The organism is Actinospineispora acaciae DSM 45401 (assembly GCF_000620785.1).
GTDB classification, from domain to species: domain Bacteria; phylum Actinomycetota; class Actinomycetes; order Mycobacteriales; family Pseudonocardiaceae; genus Pseudonocardia; species Pseudonocardia acaciae.
Genome location: NZ_JIAI01000001.1, coordinates 513,306 through 538,187 on the forward strand (window position 1 = coordinate 513,306; position 24,882 = coordinate 538,187).

Consider the following 24,882-nt stretch of genomic DNA (forward strand, 5'->3'; position numbering starts at 1 on the left):
GGCTCGGTCAAGGCTGGGCGCCCATAAGCATTGGTGCCATCACCCATTCGTGAAATGGGCGGCGAGCACAAAATGTGACCTCGCGCACTGAGCTGCGCGCCCGGTGAGGTGGACCACCGCCCCTCGCGGGGGCATGCTCCGCTGGTGGCAACTCCACCGGCGACGCCCGACGCCACCGCCGCCTCGGCGCCGCTCCCGGCGCACGCCAGCGCCGCGCTGACCGTCCTGTGCCGCGAGCTGCTCGACGAGCTCGACCCGATCACCGACCGGCTGACCCTGCTGATCCTGCGCCGCGACGGCATCTACACCGAGCTGGGCGTCCCGATCCACGACGACCTGCGCGCGACCTGCAGGGGAAACCTGGAGCGCGCGCTGACCCAGCTGGCCGGCGACCTGCCGGACGGGGTGGACGGCGCGGAGCGCACCAAGGAGACCGGGCGCAAGCGAGCCCGGCAGGGCGTGCCGCTGGAGACTGTGCTGCGCGCCTACCGCCTCGGCGGTCGGGTGCTGTGGGACAGGCTGCTCACCGTGTCCAGGGAGCGGTTCCAGGGCGCCTACGACGCCGCGCTGCTGGACGCGGCGGGGCACGTCTGGCGGCTGATCGACAACAGCTCCTCGCACCTGGTGGACGCCTACCGCTCCGAGGAGGCCAGGCTGCTCAGCCACGACCTCGGGCGGCGCTACGCGGTGCTGGACGCGCTGCTGGCCGGGCGGGCCGAGGACCCCGCGTTCGTCAGGGACGCCGCGCGGGTGCTGGGGCTGCCGGAGGACGCCGCGCTGCTGTGCGTCGTCGCCCCCGTGGACTCCCCCTCCGACGAGCCGCTGCACTCCCCGCAGGAGGCGTTGCGCGCGGTCGGCGCCACCTCGCTGTGGCACCTGCACCGCTCCGACCTGGTCGGGTTGGTGGCACTGCCGGCCGTGCCGTCGGGTTCCGCGGGCCCGGTGGTGGAGGCGCTGCGGCGCTGTGCCCACGGCCGGGTCGGGGTGTCGCCGGTGGTCGGCGGCCTGGCCGAGGCCACCATCGGCTACCGGCTGGCGAAGCTCGCGGCGCGGACCATGCCGGCCGGGAGCGGCGGGGTCGCCGAGCTGGAGGACCGGCTGCCCGAGGCCCTGCTCGCGGACAGCCCCGAGCTGACCCCCCGGCTGCTGCGCGCGGCGTTCGGCGACCTGCTCGACCTGCCGGACGCGGAGCGGCGCACCCTGCTCGACACGCTGCGCGCCGTGCTGGAGGCCGACGGCTCCCCGACCAGGGCCGCGCAGGCGCTGTTCTGCCACCGCAACACGGTGATGTACCGGATGGCCCGCATCGAGAAGGTCACCGGTCGCCGGCTGACCGACCACCGGGACCGGCTGCTGCTCTCCCTCGGCCTGCTCGACGGGCGCTGACGCCAACGCGTGGTGACGGTGCCGCGAGGGGGTTCTGGTGTCCTACCCTGGGCGGTGCGGAGGTGAAGACGGGGGATGCATCAGGATGTGCGTGCGTCAGATGCCGAGCGGGACGCCGTGGTGGAGCGGCTTCGGCGGGCGTTGAGCCAGGGGCGGTTGACGGTGCACGAGTTCGACACTCGGACCGCCGCCGCCTACGAGGCGAAGACCAGGGGCGAGCTCAGCGAGCTCACCCGTGATCTTCCCGGCAGCCTCTGGTAGGTCACCTGTCGGTGGCGGCCTCTGCCCCGTTGTCGGTGCCCGTGCCGACCAGCTTGGTGTTGATCGGCGGCGTCAGGGACGGGTCGGCGGCGGGGTCGTCCGGCGAGGCGGTCGCACCATCGCCGGCACCATCGCCGGCACCGTCGCGGGGCGGCGGGATCGCGGCCGGCTCCTTCTGTTCCTTCTGGTCCGCCTCGGCCTTCCCGGCGTCCTCGGTGTGCCCGGCGGCGCGCTCGAAGAACCGCAACAGCTCGACCGGGAACGGCATGACCAGGGTGCTGGTCTTCTCGGCGGCCACGTCGACCACGGTCTGCAGCAACCGCAGCTGCAGGGCGCCGGGGGTGGCCGCCATCGCGCCGGCGGCCTGGGCCAGCTTCGCGGAGGCCTGCAGCTCGGCGTCGGCGACGATGACCCTGGCACGGCGTTCCCGCTCCGCCTCGGCCTGCCGGGACATCGAGCGCCGCATCCCCTCCGGCAGCGAGATGTCCTTCACCTCGACCCGGTCGATGGTGATGCCCCAGTCGTCGGTGGGGGCGTCGAGCACGGCCTTCAGCTCGCCGTTGATCTGCTCGCGGTCGGAGAGCAGCGTGTCCAGGTCGGCGCGGCCGATGACCGAGCGCAGCGAGGTGCGCGCGACCTGGGAGGTGGCCTGCAGGTAGTTCTGCACGTTGATGACCGCCTTGACCGGGTCCTCGACGCGGAAGTAGACCACCGCGTCCACCCCGATGCTGACGTTGTCCCTGGTGATCGCGCTCTGCGACGGGATGTCCAGCACCACCGTCTGCAGCGACACCTTGGTCATCCGGTCCACGAACGGGATCATGACGCGCATCCCCGGTTCCCGGACCTTCGGCAGCAGGCGCCCGAAGCGCAGCACCACGCCGCGTTGGTACTGCTGCACCTGGCGGATGCCGGAGCTGGTCAGTACGAGTGTCAGAAACGCGATTACGCCGATGATGGCCAGCACAGCGCCCATTTCCTCGGCCCCCTTTGGTATCTCAGGGCGAGCGTGGCCGGCTGGTTTGTAGGCCAGTTCCCGGCCACGAACCGTCACCTGTGATACTGCCACCGCACAGGCCCCCGTGGCTATGGACTCTCATGGTCCGCCGCCGGGCTCCGGGCCCTTGTAGCCGCGTTCGGACGAGTCGTCGATGCCCACCTCGTAGCGGATGCCGGGGGCGATCCGGTTGCGGGCGACGGTGGCGTCGGTGGAGTCGTTCTGGAAGGCGAACGCCTTGTTGACCTTGCCGACGACGTCGTTGTTGATCACTTGGACGTTGCTGACATCGTCGATGAACAGGGCCTGGCCGGCGCCGTTGTCGCAGTAGTTGTTGCTGAACACGAAGTTGGTCGACCGGCCCTCGCCGCTCCCGTCGCCGGCCTCGCTGTTCGGGCCTTCGGCGATGAGGCAGATGTTGTCGATCTTCTCGCACCGGTTGCTGTCGATGAGGACGTTCTGGCTGGCCGGGTGGCTCTCGTCGGTGGCGAAGGTCTGCATGCAGTCCGCGTGGCGCCTCTCGGTGCCCCGGGTGTCGCGGACGGTGTTGTGCAGGATCTTGATGTCGCTGCCCCAGAACCGGATGCCGTCCCCGTCCCCGCCCTGGGGCGACAGCGAGGCGCTGTTCTTGACGGTGATGTTGGAGCCCTTGAGCGAGATGCCGGGTGCCTTGGGCTGCTGGGCGATCACGCCGTCGATCACGACATGGTCGGCCTCGACGGTGATCCCGCTGGTCACGGCCTTGCCGCCGCCGAGGATCGTGATCGGACGGTCCGCCGTGCCGGAGTGTTGCACGGTCAGCCGGGCCGGGCTCAGGACGCCGGCCAGGCAGATCCGGGCTCCGGGCGCGGCGGAGCTGAGCGCCTGGGTCATGGCGGCGCCGTCGGTGACCTGCGCGGTGCAGCCGGTCAGCGCCTCGGGCTGGGCCTGGCCGGGACCGCCGCTCGGCGCCGGCGCCGGCGCGGGCGCCATCGCCACCGGCGGGCTCGGCGCGGTGTCCGGGCGCGACCTGGGCGAACTCGGCTTGTCCCGGACGGTCAGGATCACGGTGGTGGCCAGGCTCAGGGCCACCACGGCGGCGAGCCCCAGGAGCAGCGTCGACCATGACCGCCAGGTCTTCACGGCACTGAGAGTAGTCGGCCGGTTACCGGCGACCCAGCCAGGCCTGGCCCCGGTCGTCGCTGATGATCGTGCATCCCCGCCTCGGGAGTGTTGTTAGCCTAGCCTCAACATTCAACGAAGGGGGCAACGGACGGTGACCACGGCGATCGCCGGGCCGCACGGCGGCCAGGTCCCTCGGCCCGGGGTCGGTGGCCGGCGCGCACGGCGATTGGTCCTGCTCGGCGTGCTGGCCGGACTGCTGGTGCTGGCGGTGCTGGCCAGCCTCGCGGTGGGCGCGAAACCGATCCCGATCGGCTCGGTGTGGACGGCGCTCTGGTCGCCGTCCGGCTCGCAGGACGACCTGGTGATCTGGAGCCTGCGGCTGCCGCGCACCCTGCTCGGGGTCGAGGTCGGGATCGCGCTGGGCGTGGTCGGCGGGCTCATGCAGGGGCACACCCGCAACCCGCTCGCCGAGCCTGGCGTCTTCGGGGTCAGCGCCGGCGCCGGGTTCTTCGTGGTGCTGGGGATCTTCGCGTTCGGGGTCACCAGCCTCTACGGCTATGTCTGGTTCGGGTTCGCCGGGGCGCTGGCCGCCACCGTCCTGGTGTTCCTGCTCGGCTCGCTCGGCCGAGGCGGCCCCACCCCCGTCGCGCTGGCCGTGGCCGGTGTCGCCGTCACCTACCTGCTCAAGGCGCTGACCTCGGCGATCGTGCTCTCCGACAACGCCGCGCTGGACGCGTTCCGGTTTTGGGACGTGGGCGCGCTCGCCGGGCGGGACGGCGCGCTCGCGCTGCAGATCGTCCCGTTCGTCGCGGTCGGGCTCGCGCTCGCGCTCGCCAACGCGCCCGCGCTGAACCTGCTGGCGCTGGGCGCGGACGTGGCGGCCGGGCTGGGGCAGAACCTGCGGGTGGCCCGCTGGACGGGCCTGGCCGCGATCACCCTGTTGACCGGCGCGGCGGTGGCCGCCTGCGGCCCGATCGCGTTCGTCGGGCTGGTGGTGGCGCACGCGGCGAGGTTCTTCGCCGGCCCGGACTACCGCTGGCTGCTGCCGACCGCCGGGCTGGCCGGCGCGGTGCTGCTGCTGACCGCCGACGTGATCGGCCGGGTCGTGGTCCGCCCCGGTGAGCTGCAGGTGGGCATCGTGCTCGCGTTCGTCGGGGCGCCGTTCTTCGTGGCGCTGGTCCGCCGGCGCAACCTGGTGCGGTTGTGACCGGCCTGCTGACCCGGCCGCCGGGCACCGTCCCCGGCCGGCCGCCGATCCGGCTGGGGCGGTTCTCCGGGGTGTGGCGGGCGCGGCTGGTCGCCGTGACCCTGGTCGGCGTCGGGCTGGTGGTGCTGGTCTCGGCGGCGAACATCGGCCGGGGCGAGTTCCCGATCTCCGTCGGGGACGTGCTCGCGGCGCTGTTCGGCGGCGGCGACACCGCGCAGCGGTTCATCGTGCTCGAGCTGCGGCTGCCCCGGACCCTGACCGGGGTCGGGGTGGGCGCGGCGCTCGGGCTGGCCGGCGCGATCACCCAACGCGTCGCGCGCAACCCGCTGGCCAGCCCGGACCTGCTGGGCGTGACGGCGGGAGCGAGCGCGGCGGCGGTCACCCTGATCGCGCTCGGCGGCGGGACCGGCGCGGTGGTCGGGGTGCTGGCCTCGCTGGGACTGCCCGGCGCGGCGCTGCTCGGCGGGGTGGTCGCGGCCAGCGTGGTGTACGGCCTGGCCTATCGCGGCGGCGCGGGCGGTGTCGAGGGCAGCCGGCTGGTGCTGGTCGGGGTCGGGGTCAACGCGGTGGCCACCGCGATCACGTCCTGGCTGCTGGTGATCGTGAACGTCACCGAGGCGGCCCAGGCCACCGTCTGGCTGACCGGCTCGCTGAACGCCCGGGGCTGGGAGCATGTGGCCCCGATCGGGCTGACGCTGGTCGTGATGGTCCCGGTCGCGCTGCTGCTGACGTTCGGGCTCGGCGCCATGGAGCTGGGCGACGACACCGCGCGGGCGCTGGGCATGCGGGTGGACCGGTTCCGCGCCGGGCTGGTGCTGGTCGCGCTGGTCCTGGCGGCGGTGGCCACCGCGTGCGCGGGGCCGATCGCGTTCGTCGCCCTGGTCGTGCCGCAGGTCTGCCAGCGGCTGGTCGGCTCGTCAGGGCCACCGCTGCTGTGCGCGGCCGTCTACGGTGCGCTGCTCACCGTCGGCGCCGACCTGATCGCCCGCACCGTGCTGTCGGCGTCGCTCCCGGTCGGCATCGTGACCGCCGTCCTCGGCGCCCCCTACCTGCTGTACCTGCTGGTCCGTCGCAACCGGGGAGTGAACATATGAGCGAGAAGGCCCGGCTGCAGGCGCGCGGCGTGTCGGTGGGCTACGGCGACACGGTGGTGATCGATGGCCTGGACCTGGACGTGCTCGACGGCACGGTGACCGCGCTGATCGGCCCGAACGGCTGCGGCAAGTCGACGCTGCTGCGGACCCTGGCCCGGCTGCTCTCACCCAGGAAGGGGCAGGTGCTGCTGGACGGCAGGCGCATCGACTCCTACCCCACCCGGGAGGTCGCCACCGTGCTCGGCATGTTGCCGCAGGCGCCGGTCGCGCCGGACGGGCTGACCGTCGCCGACCTGGTCGCGCGCGGCCGCCACCCGCACCAGTCGTGGTACCGGCAGTGGTCGCGCGACGACGAGGCCGCCGTCGCCGAGGCGCTGGAGTGGACCGGGGTGGCCGAGATCGCCGAGCGGCGGCTGGACACGCTCTCCGGCGGCCAGCGGCAGCGCGCCTGGATCTCCATGGCGCTCGCGCAGGGCACCGAGGTGCTGCTGCTGGACGAGCCCACCACGTTCCTGGACCTGGCCCACCAGGTGGACGTGCTGGACCTGATCGAGCGGCTGCACACCGAACGCGGCCGCACCGTCGTCGTGGTGCTGCACGACCTGAACCTGGCGGCCCGCTACGCCGGGCGCCTGATCGCGATGAGGTCGGGCCGGATCGTGGCCGACGGCCGCCCGGACGAGGTGTTGACCGAAGGGCTGCTGCGCTCGGTGTTCGACCTGGACGCCCGGGTGGTGACCGATCCGGTCGCGGGCACCCCGATGGTCGTGCCGGTCGGGCGCCGGCACCGGTCTACCGACCCGTCCGTCGCCGCCACTCGATAGGCGTTCCGGGTTGACGCCCGGCGGCGGGCTTACGTAACCTCGCCGCGAGGTCAAGAGCGCCAGCGTCAAGCCCCGGCTTGCTGGCCGGCAACCCTCCAACCGCGGTGGGGTGCTCCGGGTGACGACCAGGCCGGCGTGACGAGCACGTCGGCAAGCGCGGACCCGCCGACGACGCCCCGGGTCCGAAGAGACCACGGAGGCCACCATGACGGTCGCGCTCGACCCTGTCCACCTGCCCACCCAGCTGCCCGCCGTGACCGGCGCCGACCTGCGGGTGCCGCTGGTCACCGGCGGCACCACCCGCGCGGTCAACCTCGACTACGCGGCGAGCGCGCCGGCACTGGCCGACGTCGCCGACCACGTCGCCCGGGTGCTGCCCTACTACTCCAGCGTGCACCGGGGCGCCGGCTACGCCTCCCGGGTGTGCACCGACCTGCTGGAGCACGCCCGCGCCACCGTGGCCGAGTTCGTCGGCGCCCGCCCCGGAGACGTCACGGTGTTCACCCGCAACACCACCGACGCGCTCAACCTGCTCGCCCGAGCCGTGCCCGGCGCGGTGCTCACCCTCGACATCGAGCACCACGCCAACCTGCTCCCCTGGCGGAACGGCCCGCACCGCACGCTGCGCGCCGCAACCACCGTCGAGCAGACCCTTGACGACCTCGCCGCCGCGCTCGACGCGACCCCCACCTCGCTGCTCGCGATCACCGGCGCGTCCAACGTGACGGGCGAGCTGCTGCCGCTGCGCACGGTGGTGGAGATCGCGCACGCCCGGGGCACCCGGGTGGTGCTGGACGCGGCGCAGCTCGCGCCGCACCGCCGCGTCGACCTGGCCGTCACCGGCGTCGACTACCTGGCGTTGTCCGGCCACAAGCTCTACGCGCCCTACGGCGCCGGCGTGCTGGTGGGCCGGCGCGACTGGCTGGACCGGGCCACCCCGTACCTGGCCGGCGGCGGCGCGGTCAGCGCCGTGACGACCACCGGGGCTGACTGGTCGGCGGCGCCGCACCGGCACGAGGGCGGCACCCCGAACCTGCTCGGCACGGTGGCGCTCGCGCGGGCCTGCCGGGTGCTCGCGCCCGTCCTCGACGCGGCCGGGCCGGAGCACGAGCGCGCGCTGCTGGAGCGGCTGGACTCCGGGCTGGCCGACGTCCCGGGCGTCCACACGTTGCGGATCTGGCCGGACTCGCCGGATCGGATCGCGGTGGTCAGCTTCGTGGTGGCGGACCGCCCCGCCGGCTACGTGGCCGCGTACCTGTCCGCCGAGCACGGCATCGGGCTGCGGGACGGCAAGTTCTGCGCGCACCCGCTGCTGGAGCGGCTGTGCCCGGACGGCGAGGCGCTGCGGGCCAGCCTCGGCCTCGGCAGCACGGCCGAGGACGTCGACCGGCTGGTGGACGCGCTGCGCGCGCTGGTCACGACCGGTGCGAGCTGGACCTACGGTCCGGTCAACGGGCGTTGGGCGCCCACCCCGGACCCACGTGACCTTGATCCGTTCGGACTGGGCACGGTCGGCCGAACGGACGTCAGGGGTTGCGGCTCCGCCACGGGGTGACAAACCGTCGCGGGCGCTGGACAGATGGGTTTACCCTGGGGTATGGGACGACGAGAGTCACTCACCGTGGTCCCCCGGCTCGTGGGGCTGGCGGCGATCACCGCCCATGACGTCGCGTTGGACGCACACCTCCTGGCCGTGGATCAGGATCCCTGCCACACGCCGGCGGTGGCGGGTGTGGTGGCCGCTCAGCTCCCGACCCCTGGGACCTACCTCACCCCCGGCAGCCAGGTGCGGATCTGGGTCAAGACCGGCTCGGACGGCGACGGAGGCGGCGGTGGCGGCGGCCAACGGGTGCCCACCGGGCCCACGTCCGTCACGCCGTCCGGAGCCAAGTAGCGTCACGCCACGGTGACGCCGAGCCGGGCGAGCAGGTCACGCACCCGGTGTTCGATCTGGTCGCGGATCGGCCGTACCCGGTCGAGCTCCAGCCCGGCGGGGTCGTCGAGCGACCAGTCCTCGTAGCGGCGGCCTGGGAAGACGGGGCAGGCGTCCCCGCATCCCATGGTGATCACGACGTCGGCCGCCCGGACGGTCTCGTCGGTCCAGCGTTTCGGGTGCTCGCCGGAGATGTCGATGCCGCGCTCGGCCATGGCGGCGACCGCGGCGGGGTTGATGTCACCGGCCGGGGTCGAGCCGCCGGACCAGGCCACCGCCCGGCCGTCGGCGAGGTGGGTGAAGAACCCGAGGGCCATCTGGGAGCGGCCGGCGTTGTGCGTGCACAGGAACAGCACCACCGGCCTGGCGGTCTCGCGGTGCGAGGTGCCGGTCATGACTCGGGTGCACCGCAGACGCACTCGCCGGTGTCGGGTTGGCCGAGGCCGTGGATGCTGAGGGCCTCCGGGGCGTCGGCCTTGACGGTGTAGACCTCCCACGGCTCGGCGCCGGGTCCGCGCACCCAGACCTTGTCCTGCAGGGCGTAACAGCAGGTGGTGTCGCTCTCCACGGCGGTGGTCAGGCCGAGCCCGGCGAGCCGGTCGGTGGCGGCGCGCACCTCGTCGGTGGTCTCGACCTCGACCCCGAGATGGTCCATCACGGTGGGCTGGTCGGGCCTGCCCTCGATGAGGACCAGCTTCAGCGGGGGCTCGGCGAGGGCGAAGTTGGCGTAGCCGGGGCGGCGCTTGGCCGGCTCGACCCCGAACAGCGACCGGTAGAACTCGATCGACCCTTCCAGGTCGGAGACGCGCAGCGCGAGCTGGACACGAGACATCGGTGATCCACTCCTTCTGTTTCGACAGGCGTCGAGACAGAACCTTGCGCCTTGATTCGAAGGCTGTCAAGGTAGACAAGTGTCAAATCAGGATCGAATGTTGGCGGTGTTGGACGAGGCGGTGGGCTGCTGCTCGCCGCTGGTGTGCGAGCCGCTGAGCGCCGAGCAGGCGGTCGAGCTGTCCCGGCTGTTCAAGGCGATGGGCGATCCGGTGCGGTTGCGGCTGCTGTCGCTGATCGCCTCCCACGAGGGTGGGGAGGCGTGCGTGTGCGACCTGAGCGGCGTGTTCGACCTGACCGGGCCGACGATCAGCCACCACCTGAAGGTGCTGCGCGAGGCCGGGTTGATCTCCGGCGAGCGGCGCGGCACCTGGGTCTACTACCGGGTGCATCCCGAGACCCTTGCTCGGCTCTCGACGGTCCTGGTGGTCGGGGCGTGAGTGGGGCGAACCCCACGGCGGGCGTGGTCGCGAAGCTGTCGACGTTGGACCGGTTCCTGCCGGTGTGGATCCTCGCGGCGATGGCCGTGGGCCTGGCGGGCGGGCGGCTGGTTCCCGGTCTGGGTGAGGCGCTCGACGCGGTCTCGGTCGGCGGGGTCTCGCTGCCGATCGCGCTCGGGCTGCTGGTGATGATGTATCCGGTGTTGGCCAAGGTCCGCTACGACCGGCTCGACACCGTCACCCGCGACCGCCGCCTGCTCGTCAGCTCGCTGCTGCTGAACTGGGTGTTCGGGCCGGCGTTGATGTTCGCGCTGGCCTGGCTGCTGCTGCCCGATCTGCCCGAGTACCGCACCGGGCTGATCATTGTCGGGTTGGCCCGCTGCATCGCCATGGTCATCATCTGGAACGACCTGGCGTGCGGGGACCGGGAGGCCGCCGCCGTGCTGGTCGCGCTGAACTCGGTGTTCCAGGTGGTCGCGTTCGCCGGGCTGGGCTGGTTCTACCTTGCCGTGCTGCCCGGCTGGCTGGGCCTGCCCCGGGCCGAGCTGACCGTGTCGGCCTGGCAGATCGCCCGCGCCGTGCTGATCTTTCTGGGCATCCCGCTGCTGGCCGGCTACCTGTCCCGCCGCCTCGGCGAACGCGCCCTCGGCCGGGCCTGGTACGAGACCCGGTTCCTGCCCCGGGTCGGCCCGTTCGCCCTCTACGGGCTGCTGTTCACCATCGTGATCCTGTTCGCGCTGCAGGGCGAGGCGATCCTGAGCCAACCCGTGGACGTGGCGCGGATCGCGCTGCCGTTGCTGGCCTACTTCGCGCTGATGTGGGCCGGCTCCTACGCCCTCGGCAGGGGCATCGGCCTGAGCTACGAGCGCACCACCACGCTGGCGTTCACCGCCGCCGGCAACAACTTCGAGCTGGCCATCGCGGTGGCCGTCGCCACCTTCGGGGTGGCCTCCGGCCAGGCGCTGGCGGGCGTGGTCGGCCCGCTCATCGAGGTCCCGGTCCTGGTCGGGCTGGTGTACGTGTCGCTGTGGGCCCGCCGCCGGTCAGCCGCCCCGGGGTCGTGGGGTGGCGCCGGCGATCAGGGCGGCGGCCAGCACGGCGGTGGCGGCAAGCGTGGCGAACAGGGTTGGGTAGCCGCCGAGCGTCGCGGCCAGCGCGGCGCCGGCCCAGGGGGCCAGCGCGGTGGCGAACATGGCGGGGGCGGAGAGTAGCCCGTTCAGCCGGCCGTAGTGGGCGGCGCCCCAGCGGTCGCTGACGGCGGTGGCCTGGAGCAGGGTGAACACGCCCCGGGCGGCGCCGGCGAGCATGGCGGCGGCGATGAGCAGCGGCGCCGGCCCGGGAACCGCCGCGAGCAGGGCCGTCGCGGCGGCGGACAACCCCAGGATGAGCACGCCCCGGGTACGGACGGTGGTCGCGGCGGCCAGCCGGCGGTAGCCGAGGCGGCCCAGCACCTGCCCGAGCCCGCCCAGCCCGAGCGCCCAGGCGGCCAGGCCGGTGGACAGCCCGCGTTCGAGCAGCAGCGGGATCTGGTTGACCACCACCGCGAACGCGGTGAACGTGGCCAGCGCGACGGCCGCGACCAGCAGCAGGAACGGACGGCTGCGTGCGATCGTTCCGGGCGCCCGGTCGGGGTGGTCGGCGGGGTCGGGCTCGGGCTGTGCTGGCCAGGGCCCGCGCAGCCCGAGCCAGTGCGCCGGGATCGTCACCACCGCCAGGACCGCCGCGAGCGCGAGGTAGGCGTGCCGCCACCCGAGGTGGTCGAGCAGGGCGGCGGTGAGCGGGGCGAAGATCGTGCTGGCCAGCCCGGCCAACAGGGTCAGCGCGGTCAGCGCGGTCACCCTGCGCGGACCCCACCAGCGGGTCAGCGCGGCGAACGCCGGCGGGTACAGCGTCGCGGACATCGCCACGCCGGCCAGCACCCACGCGGCGAAGAACACCGGCAGCGGCCCGGCCAGCGCGATGCCCACCACGGCCGGCACCGCCAGCACCGACCCGGCGGTCATGAGCGGGCGGGGGCCGTGGCGGTCCAGCCACCGCCCCACCGGGACACCGGCCAGCGCGGCGACCACCAGGCCGACGGAGAACGCGGCGGTCACGGTGGCCACCGGCCAGCCGGTGTCGGCGGCGATCGACGGCGCGAGCACCGGGAACGCGTAGTAGAGCACGCCCCAGCTGGTGATCTGCGTGCCGCACAGCACCACCAGCACGCGGCGCAGCGCCGCCGGGCTCAACCGGTGTGGTCGCCGGCCTGCGCGGCGGCGAAGGCGGCGAACCGGCGGGTGGCGGTCGGGTCGAGGCCGAGCTCGGCCGCCGCGGTGAGCACGGCGTCCACCGGGGTGGCGGCGGAGCCCAGGTGCCGGGCGGTGGCGGTCATGAGCTGGTCCGGGACGTCGGCGGGCAGGCCCAGGTCGGCGGCGATGCCCTGCAGCCCGGTGCTCACCGAGCACACGCCGGTCTCGGGTAGCGCGAGCCGGACGTCCCGTGCCGCCGCCCAGTCGCCGGCCAGGGCGGCCACCACCGAGCGGGCCTGCTCGTAGCCGGTGGCCATCAGGAACGTGGGCGCCCGGCCGTAGCTCTTCGAGCCGAGCGCGAAGTAGCCGGGCTCGGGGTGGGACAGCTCGGCGACGCCGTGCGGGTAGACGGTGCCGCAGGAGTGCACGTTCGGGTCGATCAACGGGGCCAGCTCGCGGGCGGCCTCCAGGATCGGGTCCAGCTCCAGGCGCAGCTCGCCGGCCAGCCGCCAGTCCGGCCGGTAGCCGGTGGCGGCGACCACCCGGTCGGCGTCGATCGACCGGCCGGCCGCGTCGAGCAGCCGCACCCCGCCGGCCCCGCCGTCCGCGCCGGCCCGCACGGTGTGCACCCGGAACCCGGTGGCCAGCTCGACCCGGCCGGCGGCGACCAGGTGGTGCAGGCCCGCGCCCAGCGCGCCTCGGGCCGGCAGCTGGTCGTCCTCGCCGCCGCCGTAGGTCCGGTCGGGTGCGTCCGCGCGGATCGCCCAGGTGATGCGGGTGCCCGGGGCGGACGCCGCGAGGTCGGCGAGCGCGAGCAGGGTGGTCGCCGCGGAGTGGCCGGCCCCCACCACCACCGTGTGCCGGCCGGCGTGGCGGTCCCGGTCGGCGCCGAGCACGTCGGGCAGGGCGTGGTCGATCCACCCGGCCGCCTCGCGCTCGCCGTGCGCGGCCAGCCCGTTGCCGCCGAGCACGTTCGGGGTCCGCCAGGTGCCCGAGGCGTCCAGCACCGCGCGGGCGGTGATCTCCGACCCGTCGGCCAGGCGCACCACGAACGGCGTGTCCTCCCGTCCGGCGGTGCGCACCCGATCCGCGCCGACCCGGCCGATCGCCACCACCTCGGCGCCGTAACGCAGTCGGGGCGCGATCCGCGGCAGAGCGGCCAGCGGCTCGAGGTAGCGGGCCACCAGATCGGCCCCGGTCGGCAGGTCCTCGTCGGCGGGCAGCGTGATCCCGGCCTCGGTCAGCAGCCGGCGCGCCGCCGGGTCGATGTTGTAGCGCCACGGGCTGAACAGCCGCACGTGGCCCCACCGCCGCACCGACGCCCCCGGCCCCGCGCCGGCGTCCACCACCAGGAACGGCAGCTCGCGCTCCACCAGGTGCGCGGCCGCCGCCAACCCGACGGGCCCGGCCCCGATCACGACCACCGGCCCGTCCCCCGCGCTGATCTCTCGCTCGCTCACCACGACCTCCTCACTCGCCAGCATCAACAACCATCGCGACTATAAACAGCATCTACTGTTAATGCCACTGTGCTTTACTGATATACGTGACGCGGGAACTCGACGTCGCCCTGCTCGACGTGACCAGCGATGCCTCGGTGCTCGACCAGGCGCGCCAGCTCGCGGCCTGCCTGAAGGCGCTCGGCGACGAGAACCGGCTGCTCCTGCTGGTCCTACTGGCCGAACGCCCGCGCTCGGTGCGCGAGCTGACCGAGGCGACCGGGATGAGCCAGACTCTGGTCAGCCACCACCTCGCCCCGCTGCGCCAGCAAGGGCTGGTCAGCGTCACCCCGAGGGGGCGCAGCAACATCTACGACCTGTGCTGCCAGGCCCTGGCCGCGCCCGTGCAGCTCCTGGCCAGCCTCGCCGCGCTCACCCCCGAGGGCGCCACCGCCTGCTGCACCCCCGCTCGGGCGCAGCCGGCCGGACGAGGCGTCAGCGGCTGAGCAGCGCCCGCACCCGGCTCGGCGGGTGGCCCACCTCGGCGCGCATGGCCCGGCTCAGGTGGGCGTGGTCGGCGAAGCCGAGGTCGGCGGCCAGCCCGGCCAGGTCGGTCTCCCCCGCCTCGATCCGGTCCAGCGCCGCGCGCAGCCGCAGCCCGTTGCGGAAGCGGGTGAGGGTCTCGCCGGTGTGCGAGCGGAAGGTCCGGCTGAGGTACGAGCGGGAGACGCCCACTCGCCGCGCGAGCGTGTCCAGTCCGGTCCACGCGGGGTCGGCGGTGAGCAGCTCACGGGCGGACTCCACCACCCGCCGGCGAAACGGCGCCATTTCCGCCGGCCCGGCGCGGCGGTCGGCCCGGCGCGGCAGCTCGGCGGCCAGCCAGACGATGCGTTCGGCCAGCTCGAACCCGTCGGCGCCCCGGCGGGCCCGCGCCACCAGCGCGCGGTGCGCGAGGTCCAGCCGGCCGCTGGTCAGCACCGGGTGGGTCGGCGTCTGGTCCAGCCGCAGCTCGCGGGCGAACGCCGCGTCGAGCCCGACCTCCGTACACACGTCCTCGCGGCCCGGACGGTGCGCGATGCTCTGCTCGTCGCCGGGGCGGCCCAGGTAGGCGGTGGCCGGGTCGGCAAGGCCCTCCCAGCCGGGGATCCGCAGCCGGAACGCGCCGCGCCGGATGAACACCATCCGGTACCCGGCCCCGGCCTCGGGCGCCGACCAGGCCGTCCGGGGCTCGACGATACGCAGGTCCGCGACGGTGAAGCTCGCGTCGGTGGCGATCCGGTCCCTCACCCGCACGAGCGCAACAGTAGCCGCCACCCGTGAGTGGCTAGGGTCGCCATGGCGACCCTAGCCACTCACGGGTTGTCCTTGGCCGCCGCCATGTGCTCGACCAGGCTGCGCGGGCGCATGTCCGTCCAGTGCCGTTCGACGTGGTCGAGGCAGGCCTGCCGGGTGTCCGGGCCGTGCGCCACCTCCCAGCCGTCCGGGACGTCGACGAACGTGGGCCACAGCGAGTACTGGCCCTCGTCGTTGCGCAGCGCGTAGAAGGTGCCGTTCTCGTCGTCGAACGGGTTGCTGGACATGGGCGACTCCTTCGCGGGACGGGGTGGTCAGCGGGCGGCGGGCGCGGTCGGGCGGCCCACCGGTTGGCGGTCCTGGTCGACGGCCGCCGCCGAGATCGAGGCCACGATCTCGCCGGTTCGCACGGCGACGTTGGACAGCAGGGACGAGGAGATCCCGTGGGTGTGCTCGGTGGGGCCCTGCAGGTAGACCCCGGCGAGCACCTCGGGCGCGGTGGCCACCCGGTAGTCGCGGCGGATCCGCAGCCGGCCGGCCGCGTCCCGATCCCAGGACACCCCGAAGTCGCCGAGCAGCGCGTCCGGGTCGCTGGAGCGGTAGCCGGTGGCGTAGACGACCAGGTCGGTGTTGATCACCTCGACGCTGCCGTCCACCAGCGACTCGACGGCCAGCTCCACCCGGTCGCCGACCTGCGCGACCTCGGTCACCCGGGTCATGTTGAGGAACCGCAGCCGCTCCCGGCCGGCGACCCGCTCGTGGTAGTGCCGGCGGTAGAGCGCGTCGATCAGCTCCGGGTCGACCACCGAGTAGTTGGTGTTGGCGTGGTAGTCCAGCAGCCGGGCCTTCACCGCGTCCGGCGCGGTGTAGAACTCGTCCACCGCGACCGGGTCGAAGATCCGGTTGGCGAACGAGCTGTCGTCGGCGGGGCTGTAGCCGTACCGGGCGAAGACCGCGCACACCTCGGTGTCGGGCAGCGCGGTGTGCAGGTAGCCGAGCACCTCCGCGGCGCTCTGCCCGGCGCCCACCACGACCGCCCGCTCGGGGCCGGTGCCGATCAGCTTCGGCGCGAGCCGCAGCAGGTCGTGGCTGTGCCAGATCCGCTCGCCGGGGGTGACCCCGGCCGGCAGGTGCGGGGTCAGGCCGGTGGCGAGCACGACGTTGCGGGCGCGGTGAGTGGTGACGTCGCCGAGCGCGTCGCGAGCCTGGATCTCGACGTGCTCGACCAGACCGTCCGCGCGCCGCACCGGCCGGATGGCGACCACCTCGCTGCCGTAGTCGACCTGGTCGGCGAACTTCGCCGCGGCCCACTCCAGGTAGTCGTGGAACTCCAGCCGGCTCGGGTACACGCTGCCGTAGTTGATGAAGTCCGACAGCCGGTCTCGGCTGTGCAGGTAGCTCAGGAAGGTGAACGGGCTCTCCGGGTTGCGCGGGGTGACCAGGTCCTTCAGGAACGAGACCTGCATCGTTGCGTCCTCGATCAGCATGCCGCGATGCCAGCCGAAGCGCTCCTGGCGCTCGATGAAACGCGCCGTCAGCTTCCGGCCGCCGAGGTTGTGCTCCGCGAGCGCGATCGCAAGCGCGAGGTTGGACGGCCCGAATCCGACCCCGATCACGTCCAGGACCTCGACGCTTGGTTCGAGCGGGGCGGAGGCGGATGGTGACATCGACATCCTTTCGACGGGCAGGCGGCGAGGCGAGCGTGTGCCTTGGTCCGTGAGTCTGAGGGTAGGCTAACCAAACACTATCGGTGGAGCTGAGCGCTACCCGAGTGAAGCGAGATCACACTTGGTGATCGGCCGGTGTCTCGACGAAGTCGGCAGGGTCCGGGTCGCGGGTCATCGCCCAGTAGTCCACGACCCGGTAGGGCGAGTTCGTCACGACCCGGCCACGGGAGTTGCGGTAGTACGTGGTCATGCCGGGGTGGCTCCACACCATCCGGGCGTGCTCGGCGTCGACGTCGGCGACCCAGCGGCGGTGCGCCTCGGGGCGGCACTCCAGCGCGCCGACGCCGTCGCGGGCCATCCGGGTGACCAGGTCGACGATGTAGTGGCCCTGGGCCTCGGCGATGAAGATGAAGCTGCCGCCGGCACCCGCGTTGGTGTTCGGCCCGTACATGAAGAACAGGTTCGGGAAGCCCGGCGCGCAGATGCCGAGGTAGGCCGACGCGTCGTCCTCGCCCCACTGCTCGCGCAGCGTCCGGCCGCCCCGTCCGGTCACCCGGAGCGTGCCGGGGTAGCGCTGGGCGTCGAAGCCGGTGGCGAGCACCACCACGTCCGCGTCGACGGCTTGTCCGCCGGTGCTGACCACGCCGGTCTCGGTGACCTCTCGGACGCCCTCGGCGACCAGCTCGACGTTGTCCCGCTTCAGCGCGGCGTACCAGCCGGTGTCGAGCAGCATGCGCTTGCCGAACGGCGGGTAGTCCGGCAGGCACTTCTCGACCAGGTCCGGCCGGTCGGCGAGCTGGTCGCGCAGGTGGCGGGCGAAGTAGCGGCGGTGGCCGTCGTTGACGGCGTTGAGCGAGCGCTGCGGGTGCGGCCAGTCCGGGTCGATGCGCAGCGACGGGTGCACCCTGTCGTTGAACACCCACGCCAGCCGGAACCGGTACCAGGCGTGGTAGTACGGCACCCGGTCCATGAGCCAGTGCACGTCCGGGCCGATCGGGCGGTAGTACTCCTCGTCGGGTGCGATCCACTGCGCGGAGCGCTGCAGCACCGTCAGCCGCTCGACCCGGTCGGCGATCGCGGGCACCACCTGCATCGCGCTCGCGCCGGTGCCGACCACCGCCACCCGCTTGCCGGTCAGGTCGAGGTCGGACGGCCAGCGCGCGCTGTGGAAGATCGGGCCGCGGAACGAGCCCAGCCCGGGCAGCTCCGGCACCTTCGGGGTGTGGAACAGGCCGACCGCGCTGACCACCGCCGTGGCCTCGTACTCGTGGCCGCCGCCGTCCGGGCCGTGCGCGCTCACCGTCCACCGCCGCGCCGGCTCGTCGTAGCGCAGCTCGTCCACGGTCACGCCGAACCTGATGTGCTCGCGCAGCCCGAAGTGGTCGGCCATGTCCGAGAGGTAGCCGGCCACCTCGTCGCGCTTGCCGAAGTGCGTGGACCAGTTGCGGCGGTAGAACGAGAACGAGTACAGGTAGCTCGGCGTGTCCACCCCGGCGCCGGGATAGGCGTTGGTCAGCCAGACGCCGCCGACGTCGGCGTTGCGCTCCAGGATGACGAACGGGATCCCGGCGGCTCGCAGGCGTACGCCGGCGATCAGCCCGGAGGCGCCCGCGCCGATCACCACCACGCGGAAGTCGCGCGCGGCGATCCGCTCCGGCGGCACCGGTTCGGGTTCGGGCGCCGGCTCGAAGCCCATCTCCTCGCGCATCAGCCGCTCGTACTCGTCCGGCACCGCCTCGGCGACACAGGTGCTGAGCATCTCGCGCAGCAGCTCGACGCCCGGGTCGGGCACCGCCACCGGGGCGCCGCGCGACCAGGCGGCGATGGCGGTGACGGCCTCGGCGCGGATGTGGGCGGCGGTGGGCTCGTCGAAGCCGCCGGCGTCGTTCGGGCCCAGCCCACGGGTGCGGCTCGGGCGGTACGGGTCGCGCAGCCAGCGCCGGTCGCCGGTGAGGTGGAAGAGCACCATGACCAGGGTGGGCAGGTTCGCCGCCGCGACGGCGGCGCGCAGCCGGTCATGGTCGAGCGGTCGGTCCGGAGTCGGCGTCATCCCGGGCTGTCGCTCCCCCGTCGACAATTCATTCCAGCTAGTCGGAATGTACCTACGGCGATACGGGGGTGCAAGGCGGTCAGGAACGATCAGGACGGGACCGGGACGGCCGCGTCCGGCGAGGTGTCGATCTCCGCCGGCCTGGTCGCGCCGAGCCCGCGCAGCGCCATCGCCGCGAACTGCGCCGCGACCTGGCCCGGCCGCAGCGCGCCGTCCTCGTGGTACCACTGGTAGGACCAGATGCACAGGCCGAGCACCCCGAGCGCGGCGACGTCCGCGTCCTGCCCGGCGGAGAACTCCCCCACGGCGATCCCGCGCCGCACGGTGTCCTGGAACAGCCGGGTGAAGTCGCGCCGCCTGGCCAGGATCGCGTCCCGCGTCTCGCCGGTCAGCAGGTGCTGTTCGCGGAAGAAGACCCGGACGTGCTTCTGGTAGTCGATGCAGACCATGACCACGTCGAACGCCATCCGGGCGAGCTGGTCGATCGGCGAGGTGTAGCGCCGCAGGGCGTGCCGCTGCTGCTCCACGATCTTGTCGAGGAACTGGTCGTGCAGGATGTGCAGCGCGCGGTCCTTGGTCTCGAAGTGGTGGTAGAACGCGCCCTTGGTCACGCCGGCGCGGTCGGCCACGTCCTGCGTCGAGGTGGTGCGGAAGCCGCGCTCGGCGAACAGGTCCAGCGCCGCGTCCAGCAGCGCGCGCCGCGTCTGGTCCGGGTCGTAGCTGCGCTCCGGCGGCTTGCGAGGCACGACCGTCCTCCCACGGCTGGCGGGACATACATTCCGACGGGAATGATATCCCGGGTCAGGCCGGACCTTCCTGGGTGATCACGACCAGCGGGATCTCGCGCTCGGTCTGGTCCTGGTGGGCGGCCATGGCCGGGTTGGCGCTGCGCAGGGCGTCGAGCAGCCTGTCACGTTCGGCGCCGTGCGCGGTGCTGGCGGTGCCCGCGGCGGTCTCGGTGCCGAACTCGAGGGTCACCCGCGGGTTGGCGACGAGGTTGCGGTACCAGGCCGGGTGGGTGGGAGCCGCGCGCGCCGAGGCCCAGAGCACGATGCGGCCGGGGCCGTCGTCGAAGTAGGCCACCGGCGTGGTGCGCGGTTGGCCGGTCCTGGCACCGGTGGTGGTGAGCAGGACCAGGCGCGCGTTCCTGAGCATCTCGTGCGAGACCCGGCCGTTGTTGGCCCGGAACTCGTCGATGATCGCGCGGTTGAAGGCGTGAACGTCGTCGGGTACGGACATGGCATCAAGCTAGCCCCTGCCGATGAACGGCATGCTGGTGGCGGTGATCGTCAGGAACTGCACGTTCGCGTCCAGCGGCAGCGCCGCCATGTAGAGCACGGCGTCGGCGACGTGGCGGGCCTCGAAGGTGGGCTCGGCGCGGACGCTGCCGTCGGCCTGGGGCGCTCCGGTGGCGATCCCCTTGGTCATCTCGGTGCTCGCGTTGCCGATGTCGATCTGCCCGCAGGCGACCCGGTGCGCCCGCCCGTCCAGCGAGATCGACTTGGTCAGGCCGGTGATGGCGTGCTTGGTCGCGGTGTAGGCGACGCTGCGCGGGCGCGGGCTGTGCGCGGAGATCGAGCCGTTGTTGATGATCCGGCCGCCCTGGGGCCGCTGGTCGCGCATGATCCGGAACGCATGGTGCGCACACAGGAACGCGCCCGTGAGGTTGACCTGCACCGCCGCCTGCCAGTCCGCGTACGACAGCTCGTCCACCGCCCCCGCCCGCCCGAACGTCCCCGCGTTGTTCACCAACAGATCCACCCGCCCCCACTCCCCGAGCACCGCGTCGAACAGGCCGGCCACCGACTCCGGATCCCCCACGTCCGTACTCAAGGTGACCACCCGCCCACCCCACCGCGAGTCGGGCGTCAGAGAGGGAGCGCAGCGACCGACCTCGGGCGAGCGAGCTCGCGAGCGAGCCAATGTCTCAGCACCCTGAGTCGCGCGTTCGGGCACATCCGGGTTCGCGGTCTCCTCCAGTCGCTCGGCCCGCCGCCCGGCCAGCGCGACCCGCCAGCCGGCGCCCAGCAGCGCCCTGGAGATCTCCCTGCCCAGGCCCGAGCCGGCGCCGGTCACCACCGCGACGCCTGGATCACTCATCGCTCCCACCGTCCCTCCCATCGCGAGATCGACACCCTCGCACGCGGCGCGCGGGTTTGCCCGCCCTGTCGGGTCCGGGAACGTGCGAAGCGCCTGCATGTGGTCGGCGGCGCGGCCCGGTTGGCGCTCGTGGTGGGGGTCACGGATGGTGACGGTAGGGCGGATGTCGGCCGGGCTGGCCGCCGCTGGTCGTCACGGGTTCGGGGCGGCGCGCCCGGGACGAGCACCGGGTGGAGGCGCAGGGTCGACGGCGGTTCGGCGGCGGACGCCGTCGAGCACCAGCGAGAGCAGCCTCTCCGCGCCGTGCGCGCCGTCCGGCTCCGCCGCGATCGCGATCGCGTTGACCAGGCGGAGCAGTTCGCCGAGGCCCAGGTCCGGGCGCACCGCGCCGGCCGTCTGGGCGCGTTCCAGCAGCGCGGCGCCGGTGGCGTCGATGGCGCGCTGGCACGCGGTGATCACGGCCGAGTCCTCGTCGCGGCCGGTCAGCAGCGCGGCGGCCAGGCCCTGCTTCGCCGTCACGTGCTCGATGAACGCCCACAGCCACTCGGCGAGCGCCTCGGCCGGCGGGTGGGTGGCGCGCAGGTCGTTGCCGTGGCGGCAGAGCGCCTCCACGTCGCCGACGCACACCGCGACCAGCAGGTCGCGCCGGGTCGGGAAGTGGCGGTAGAGGGTGGCGTTGCCGACCCCGGCGCGCTTGGCTATCTCGTCCAGCGGGGCGTCGGGGCCGCGCTCGACGAACAGGTCGCTGGCGGCGGCCAGCAGCCGTTTGTAGTTGCGCCGCGCGTCGGTCCGCCTGGGCGGGCCGACGCCGGTGACCAGGGATACGGCCGGCACCGAGGCGGCGACGTGCTGGGGCATTCGGGGAGCCTGACCAATCAAAACGGGGATTCCCCCGTTACCGTATCTCACGCCGAAACGGGGATTTCCCCGCATGGTCAGGTCGGCGCGCGCTGCTCGCCGGTGCGGGTGCTGTGCCCTGCGTGCCGATACGCAACGGCTCCGCGCGCCGCCCAGCCGGATGCCCGATGCGGGTCAGGCGGGATCAGCGCTGCGCCGTTCCAGGTGTTGCTTGGCGAGCCGGACCTCCTCGCGCACCTCGGCCGGGAGGCGCCGGCGCAGCAGCGGCTCGACCAGCCAGCGCATCGCCGGCGTGACCCGGAACGTCAGGGTCCGGGTGACCAGGGTGGCGCCGCCGTCGGCCTCGGCGCACTCGAAGCTGGCGTCGAACCGCGCGATCGCGTGCTGCAGCCGGTTCCTCGGCGGCGGGGACATCGAGATGTCGATCCGCCTGCCCGGGATCAGCCGAACCTGCTGCACCACCTTCGGCTGCCGAACGCCGGCGAGCTTCGGCCGGCACTCGAACTCCACGAGGTTGCCGTCCCGTCGCGCCCAGGTCACCGGGCGGATCTTGTCGTCGACCTCGGCGGCGTAGCGCTCGATGTCCATCACGAACTCGAGGATCTCGTCGGGAGTGCACCCGATCGTCTCCCTCACCTGAACTCTAATCATGGTGAGAGAGTACTCTCTCACCTCGTGTCAGAACCAGCCCGAACCACACCGAGGGAACGTTTCATCGCCGAGGCCACCCGGCTGTTCGCCAGCAAGGGCTACGCCGCCACCTCGGTCGCGGACATCCAGCTCGCCTGCGGCCTCACCGGCGGATCCGGGGCCTTGTACAAGCACTTCCCGTCCAAGCGCGCCCTGCTCGCGGAGGTGATCAACACGCACGTGGTCACCATGCGCGAGGGCAGCCGGTCCTCGGGCGGCGAGCTGCCCGACGACCTGGTCGAGGCGCTGCGGTACGTGGTGCGCGTGGTCTGGGCCGGCATGGAGCGCGACCGCCAGGTGCTCCGGGTGATGCTGCGCGACCTCGACGACGCCCCCGACCTGCTCGCCGAGATCTGGGCCGAGGTGCGCGCCAACGTCTACGACGGGTTCACCCGGTGGCTGGACGCGCAGCGGGACCGGGGCACCGTCCGGGTCGCCGACCCCGAAGCGACCGGGGCGGTGCTGCTCGCCTCGCTGACCTACTACCCGATCCTGAACACGCTGATCGGCCACGCCCCCGGCGATGTCGACGCGGACCGCTTCGCCGATGCCTGGGTGGCGCACGCCGTCGCGACCCTGACCCCGCCCGGGACACCGGGCGCGGACGTCGGACACGAGCAGCGTGCGCGCCGAGACCGGTGGTGGCCCATCAGCGGCATCCGTCGCCTCTGGTCAGGCCGCTGACGCCGCGCGCCGCCGGCCGGAAGGCAGGCGAATCGGGGAACTCCCCGGATCACCGCGAGGGTGGCCGGCGCCAGACCCGACCGGCCAGCTCGCCCGAGGGATACTCGGCGCCGGCCATCACCTGCACCCGCCACGGGTCCAGGCGCAGCGGGGTGAACAGCGAGTGCCGCCACCTCTCCGGCCCGAACCCGGCCATCCCGTCCGCGCCCCAGCCCAACGGCGTGGGCGTCTCCAGAAACAGGTCGAACACCCGCCGCTTCTCGTCGTCGTCGGTGACCCAGGCGGCCACGCAGTCGACGAACACGGTGTCCTGGGTCGGGTTCCAGAACGCGCAGGCCAGGTGCGGGTTCGCCGCCAGGTGGCGGGTCTTGACCGGGGTCCGGCCGGTCACCGCCCACCCCACCGGCCGCCCGTCGCGGACCACGAAGATCGGGTGCAACATCCGGTTCCTCGGCCGGCCCAGCGGGTCCACCGTGGTGGCCGTGCAGAACACCGTCTGCGTCGTCATCCGTACGAAGTCGTCCTCGATGGCGGCAAAGTCGTCGACCAGCATGCGGTGAATCCTGCCCCGAGGCCGGCCGCCGTACGTCCCGACCTATGTGTACAGCGTAAACGGCGGATGGGTCCCGTTCAGGAAGTGGTCGCCGACCTCCCGCTGCTTGTAGGCCACCGGGTCGTGCAGCGTGTGGGTGCGGACGTTGCGCCAGAACCTGTCCAACCCGACGGCGTTGCCGGTCGCCCTGGCGCCGGTCACCTCGAAGACCGTCGAGGTGACCCGCAGCGCCACCTCCGTGGACTCCACCTTGAGCGCGGCCACGTGCTCGGCCAGCTCACCGCGCTCCTCCCAGGTCAGCGCCGCCCCGGCCGCATCCGCGCGGGCCAGGTGCTCGCCGACCTGGTCGGCCAGCGCGCCGACCGCGCGCACCGAGGACACCAGCCGCCCGTAGCTGGCCAGCACGTACGGGTCGGCGCCCGCCCGCTCCACCCCGGAGAACAGCCACGGCCGCGACGTGGACAGCGTGTACTCCCTGGCGGTGGCCAGCGCCCCCCGCGCGATGCCGAGGTAGAGGTTCCCGAACACGGCCTGGATCGCCGGCGTGACCAGCGACGAGCGCGGGGTGGCGCGCGCCGAGGAGATCGGCCCGAGCACCTGGTCCGGCCCGATCACCAGGTCGTGGAAGGTGACGCTGCCGCTGGCGGAGAGCCGCTGGCCGAGGTTGTCCCAGTCGCCGCCCCGAACCAACCCCGGGTCGTCTCCCCGGAACGCCACCAGCAGGTGCTCCCCCGCCGAGCCGTCTGCATGCCGGACCGCCCCGGCGGCCACCGAGGCATCCCCCACCGATACCCCGGTGGAGAAGTTCTTCCGCCCGCGCAGCAGGTAGCCCTCGCCGTCCGGGACCAGTTCGAGATCCGGGTCGACGGGGTTCACCGCGTCACCCCACAGCCACTGCCCGGCCGCCGACGGCGGACCCCAGCGCCGCAGCCCGTCCGGACCCGCGACCCACACCAGGTTCGCCGCGTTGACGTAGCTGTAGCCGAGCAGCTGGGCGATCGACCCGTCCGCCTCCGCGATCGTCCTGACCACCCGCAGCCCGACCGACCAGTCCAGCCCCGCGCCGCCCACCTCGCGCGGCAGCAGCAGCGCCGGCAGCCCCGCGTCGCGCAGCAGCTGGGCCTCGGCGGTCGGTTCGGCGTTCGCCCGGTCCCGCTCCAGGGCGTCCTTGGCGAGCACGGTGGCCACCTCGCGGGCGGCGTCGGCGGCGTGCTGTGACGTACGGACTTCGGTCATCTCT

General features: G+C 73.3%; 27 protein-coding genes, 1 pseudogene and 1 riboswitch. Of the genes and pseudogenes, 11 read left to right on the forward strand and 17 right to left on the reverse strand.

Annotated features, from left to right (window positions below; translation table 11 throughout):
* The first annotated feature begins 144 nt into the window (after positions 1 to 144).
* Both N912_RS0102555 and N912_RS0102560 read left to right on the forward strand, forming a co-directional pair.
* The gene (locus N912_RS0102555) at positions 145 to 1,386 is read left to right on the forward strand and encodes a PucR family transcriptional regulator (protein ID WP_051579912.1); all 1,242 of its coding nucleotides are present in this window, start codon (positions 145 to 147) and stop codon (positions 1,384 to 1,386) included.
* Between the two features lie 75 nt (positions 1,387 to 1,461).
* The gene (locus tag N912_RS0102560; RefSeq protein WP_028921190.1) at positions 1,462 to 1,647 is read left to right on the forward strand and encodes a DUF1707 SHOCT-like domain-containing protein; all 186 of its coding nucleotides are present in this window, start codon (positions 1,462 to 1,464) and stop codon (positions 1,645 to 1,647) included.
* A gap of 1 nt (position 1,648) precedes the next feature.
* Here N912_RS0102560 and N912_RS49035 read toward each other — a convergent pair whose 3' ends face one another.
* The gene (locus tag N912_RS49035) at positions 1,649 to 2,623 is read right to left on the reverse strand and encodes an SPFH domain-containing protein (RefSeq protein ID WP_084210536.1); all 975 of its coding nucleotides are present in this window, start codon (positions 2,621 to 2,623) and stop codon (positions 1,649 to 1,651) included.
* A gap of 120 nt (positions 2,624 to 2,743) precedes the next feature.
* Entirely contained in the window at positions 2,744 to 3,766 is a 1,023-nt protein-coding gene (locus N912_RS0102570; RefSeq protein WP_028921191.1) for a right-handed parallel beta-helix repeat-containing protein, read from the reverse strand.
* A 133-nt stretch (positions 3,767 to 3,899) separates the two neighbouring features.
* Between N912_RS0102570 and N912_RS0102575 the strand changes: the two genes are divergently transcribed.
* The 5 genes from N912_RS0102575 (at position 3,900) to N912_RS49040 (ending at position 8,767) form a co-directional block, all read left to right on the forward strand.
* Positions 3,900 to 4,955, forward strand: coding sequence for a FecCD family ABC transporter permease (locus tag N912_RS0102575; RefSeq protein ID WP_037062677.1), 1,056 nt, complete (start codon positions 3,900 to 3,902; stop codon positions 4,953 to 4,955).
* On the forward strand, positions 4,952 to 6,049 hold the full coding sequence (locus tag N912_RS0102580; RefSeq protein ID WP_028921193.1) for a FecCD family ABC transporter permease: 1,098 nt from the start codon (positions 4,952 to 4,954) through the stop codon (positions 6,047 to 6,049). The genes N912_RS0102575 and N912_RS0102580 overlap by 4 nt, the downstream gene beginning before the upstream one ends.
* Complete coding sequence (locus tag N912_RS0102585; RefSeq protein WP_028921194.1) at positions 6,046 to 6,873, forward strand: ABC transporter ATP-binding protein; 828 nt, start codon at positions 6,046 to 6,048, stop codon at positions 6,871 to 6,873. The genes N912_RS0102580 and N912_RS0102585 overlap by 4 nt, the downstream gene beginning before the upstream one ends.
* 48 nt (positions 6,874 to 6,921) lie before the next feature.
* Positions 6,922 to 7,036, forward strand: a riboswitch (SAM riboswitch).
* A gap of 42 nt (positions 7,037 to 7,078) precedes the next feature.
* A complete protein-coding gene (locus tag N912_RS0102590; RefSeq protein WP_028921195.1) occupies positions 7,079 to 8,428 on the forward strand; it encodes an aminotransferase class V-fold PLP-dependent enzyme in 1,350 nt (449 codons plus the stop codon).
* A gap of 66 nt (positions 8,429 to 8,494) precedes the next feature.
* Positions 8,495 to 8,767 (forward strand): PASTA domain-containing protein, encoded by a 273-nt coding sequence (locus tag N912_RS49040; protein WP_156993114.1) that lies wholly within the window; start codon positions 8,495 to 8,497, stop codon positions 8,765 to 8,767.
* 2 nt (positions 8,768 to 8,769) lie between these two features.
* On the opposite strand, the gene N912_RS0102600 is transcribed toward N912_RS49040, so the two are convergent.
* Together N912_RS0102600 and N912_RS49045 are read right to left on the reverse strand one after the other, a co-directional pair.
* Entirely contained in the window at positions 8,770 to 9,201 is a 432-nt protein-coding gene (locus N912_RS0102600; RefSeq protein WP_028921196.1) for an arsenate reductase ArsC, read from the reverse strand.
* Entirely contained in the window at positions 9,198 to 9,638 is a 441-nt protein-coding gene (locus N912_RS49045; RefSeq protein WP_051579475.1) for an ArsI/CadI family heavy metal resistance metalloenzyme, read from the reverse strand. Before N912_RS49045 ends, N912_RS0102600 begins: the two co-directional genes overlap by 4 nt.
* Before the next feature lie 97 nt (positions 9,639 to 9,735).
* Between N912_RS49045 and N912_RS0102610 the strand changes: the two genes are divergently transcribed.
* Together N912_RS0102610 and arsB are read left to right on the forward strand one after the other, a co-directional pair.
* On the forward strand, positions 9,736 to 10,077 hold the full coding sequence (locus N912_RS0102610) for an ArsR/SmtB family transcription factor (RefSeq protein WP_028921197.1): 342 nt from the start codon (positions 9,736 to 9,738) through the stop codon (positions 10,075 to 10,077).
* Positions 10,074 to 11,288 (forward strand): ACR3 family arsenite efflux transporter, encoded by a 1,215-nt coding sequence (gene arsB, locus N912_RS49050; protein ID WP_084210537.1) that lies wholly within the window; start codon positions 10,074 to 10,076, stop codon positions 11,286 to 11,288. The genes N912_RS0102610 and arsB overlap by 4 nt, the downstream gene beginning before the upstream one ends.
* A 225-nt stretch (positions 11,289 to 11,513) precedes the next feature.
* Here the strand turns inward: arsB and N912_RS61755 are convergent.
* Together N912_RS61755 and N912_RS0102630 are read right to left on the reverse strand one after the other, a co-directional pair.
* Positions 11,514 to 12,284, reverse strand: a pseudogene (locus N912_RS61755) (MFS transporter); the annotation flags it as partial.
* Between the two features lie 20 nt (positions 12,285 to 12,304).
* Entirely contained in the window at positions 12,305 to 13,768 is a 1,464-nt protein-coding gene (locus N912_RS0102630) for an FAD-dependent oxidoreductase (RefSeq protein WP_037063323.1), read from the reverse strand.
* An 86-nt stretch (positions 13,769 to 13,854) separates the two neighbouring features.
* Here N912_RS0102630 and N912_RS0102635 point away from each other — a divergent pair, with 86 nt between their 5' ends.
* Positions 13,855 to 14,253, forward strand: coding sequence for an ArsR/SmtB family transcription factor (locus tag N912_RS0102635; protein ID WP_051579478.1), 399 nt, complete (start codon positions 13,855 to 13,857; stop codon positions 14,251 to 14,253).
* Here the strand turns inward: N912_RS0102635 and N912_RS49055 are convergent.
* The 9 genes from N912_RS49055 to N912_RS0102680 all read right to left on the reverse strand — a co-directional run bounded on the left by N912_RS49055 (position 14,243) and on the right by N912_RS0102680 (position 22,366).
* Positions 14,243 to 15,040 (reverse strand): helix-turn-helix domain-containing protein, encoded by a 798-nt coding sequence (locus tag N912_RS49055; protein ID WP_051579481.1) that lies wholly within the window; start codon positions 15,038 to 15,040, stop codon positions 14,243 to 14,245. The genes N912_RS0102635 and N912_RS49055 overlap by 11 nt on opposite strands.
* 59 nt (positions 15,041 to 15,099) lie before the next feature.
* Positions 15,100 to 15,327 (reverse strand): MbtH family protein, encoded by a 228-nt coding sequence (locus tag N912_RS0102645; protein WP_028921201.1) that lies wholly within the window; start codon positions 15,325 to 15,327, stop codon positions 15,100 to 15,102.
* A gap of 27 nt (positions 15,328 to 15,354) precedes the next feature.
* A complete protein-coding gene (locus tag N912_RS0102650; RefSeq protein ID WP_156993116.1) occupies positions 15,355 to 16,707 on the reverse strand; it encodes a lysine N(6)-hydroxylase/L-ornithine N(5)-oxygenase family protein in 1,353 nt (450 codons plus the stop codon).
* A 115-nt stretch (positions 16,708 to 16,822) separates the two neighbouring features.
* Positions 16,823 to 18,757 (reverse strand): flavin-containing monooxygenase, encoded by a 1,935-nt coding sequence (locus N912_RS0102655; protein WP_028921203.1) that lies wholly within the window; start codon positions 18,755 to 18,757, stop codon positions 16,823 to 16,825.
* A gap of 89 nt (positions 18,758 to 18,846) precedes the next feature.
* A complete protein-coding gene (locus tag N912_RS0102660) occupies positions 18,847 to 19,503 on the reverse strand; it encodes a TetR/AcrR family transcriptional regulator (RefSeq protein ID WP_028921204.1) in 657 nt (218 codons plus the stop codon).
* Between the two features lie 55 nt (positions 19,504 to 19,558).
* Positions 19,559 to 19,996, reverse strand: coding sequence for a nitroreductase/quinone reductase family protein (locus tag N912_RS0102665; protein WP_028921205.1), 438 nt, complete (start codon positions 19,994 to 19,996; stop codon positions 19,559 to 19,561).
* 9 nt (positions 19,997 to 20,005) lie between these two features.
* Positions 20,006 to 20,857 carry an SDR family oxidoreductase gene (locus tag N912_RS0102670; protein ID WP_028921206.1) on the reverse strand — a complete coding sequence of 284 codons (852 nt, stop codon included), beginning with the start codon at positions 20,855 to 20,857 and terminating at the stop codon, positions 20,006 to 20,008.
* 192 nt (positions 20,858 to 21,049) lie between these two features.
* Entirely contained in the window at positions 21,050 to 21,715 is a 666-nt protein-coding gene (locus tag N912_RS49060; protein ID WP_051579483.1) for a TetR/AcrR family transcriptional regulator, read from the reverse strand.
* Positions 21,716 to 21,889: 174 nt separating this feature from the next.
* Positions 21,890 to 22,366: an SRPBCC family protein gene (locus N912_RS0102680; RefSeq protein ID WP_028921207.1), complete on the reverse strand. Its 477-nt coding sequence runs from the start codon at positions 22,364 to 22,366 to the stop codon at positions 21,890 to 21,892.
* Between the two features lie 24 nt (positions 22,367 to 22,390).
* Here N912_RS0102680 and N912_RS49065 point away from each other — a divergent pair, with 24 nt between their 5' ends.
* Entirely contained in the window at positions 22,391 to 23,089 is a 699-nt protein-coding gene (locus N912_RS49065; RefSeq protein WP_064745135.1) for a TetR/AcrR family transcriptional regulator, read from the forward strand.
* Between the two features lie 49 nt (positions 23,090 to 23,138).
* Here the strand turns inward: N912_RS49065 and N912_RS0102690 are convergent, their stop codons facing one another.
* Together N912_RS0102690 and N912_RS0102695 are read right to left on the reverse strand one after the other, a co-directional pair.
* A complete protein-coding gene (locus tag N912_RS0102690; RefSeq protein WP_037062679.1) occupies positions 23,139 to 23,642 on the reverse strand; it encodes a pyridoxamine 5'-phosphate oxidase family protein in 504 nt (167 codons plus the stop codon).
* A gap of 42 nt (positions 23,643 to 23,684) precedes the next feature.
* Entirely contained in the window at positions 23,685 to 24,878 is a 1,194-nt protein-coding gene (locus N912_RS0102695) for an acyl-CoA dehydrogenase family protein (RefSeq protein ID WP_028921209.1), read from the reverse strand.
* Positions 24,879 to 24,882: the final 4 nt, after the last annotated feature.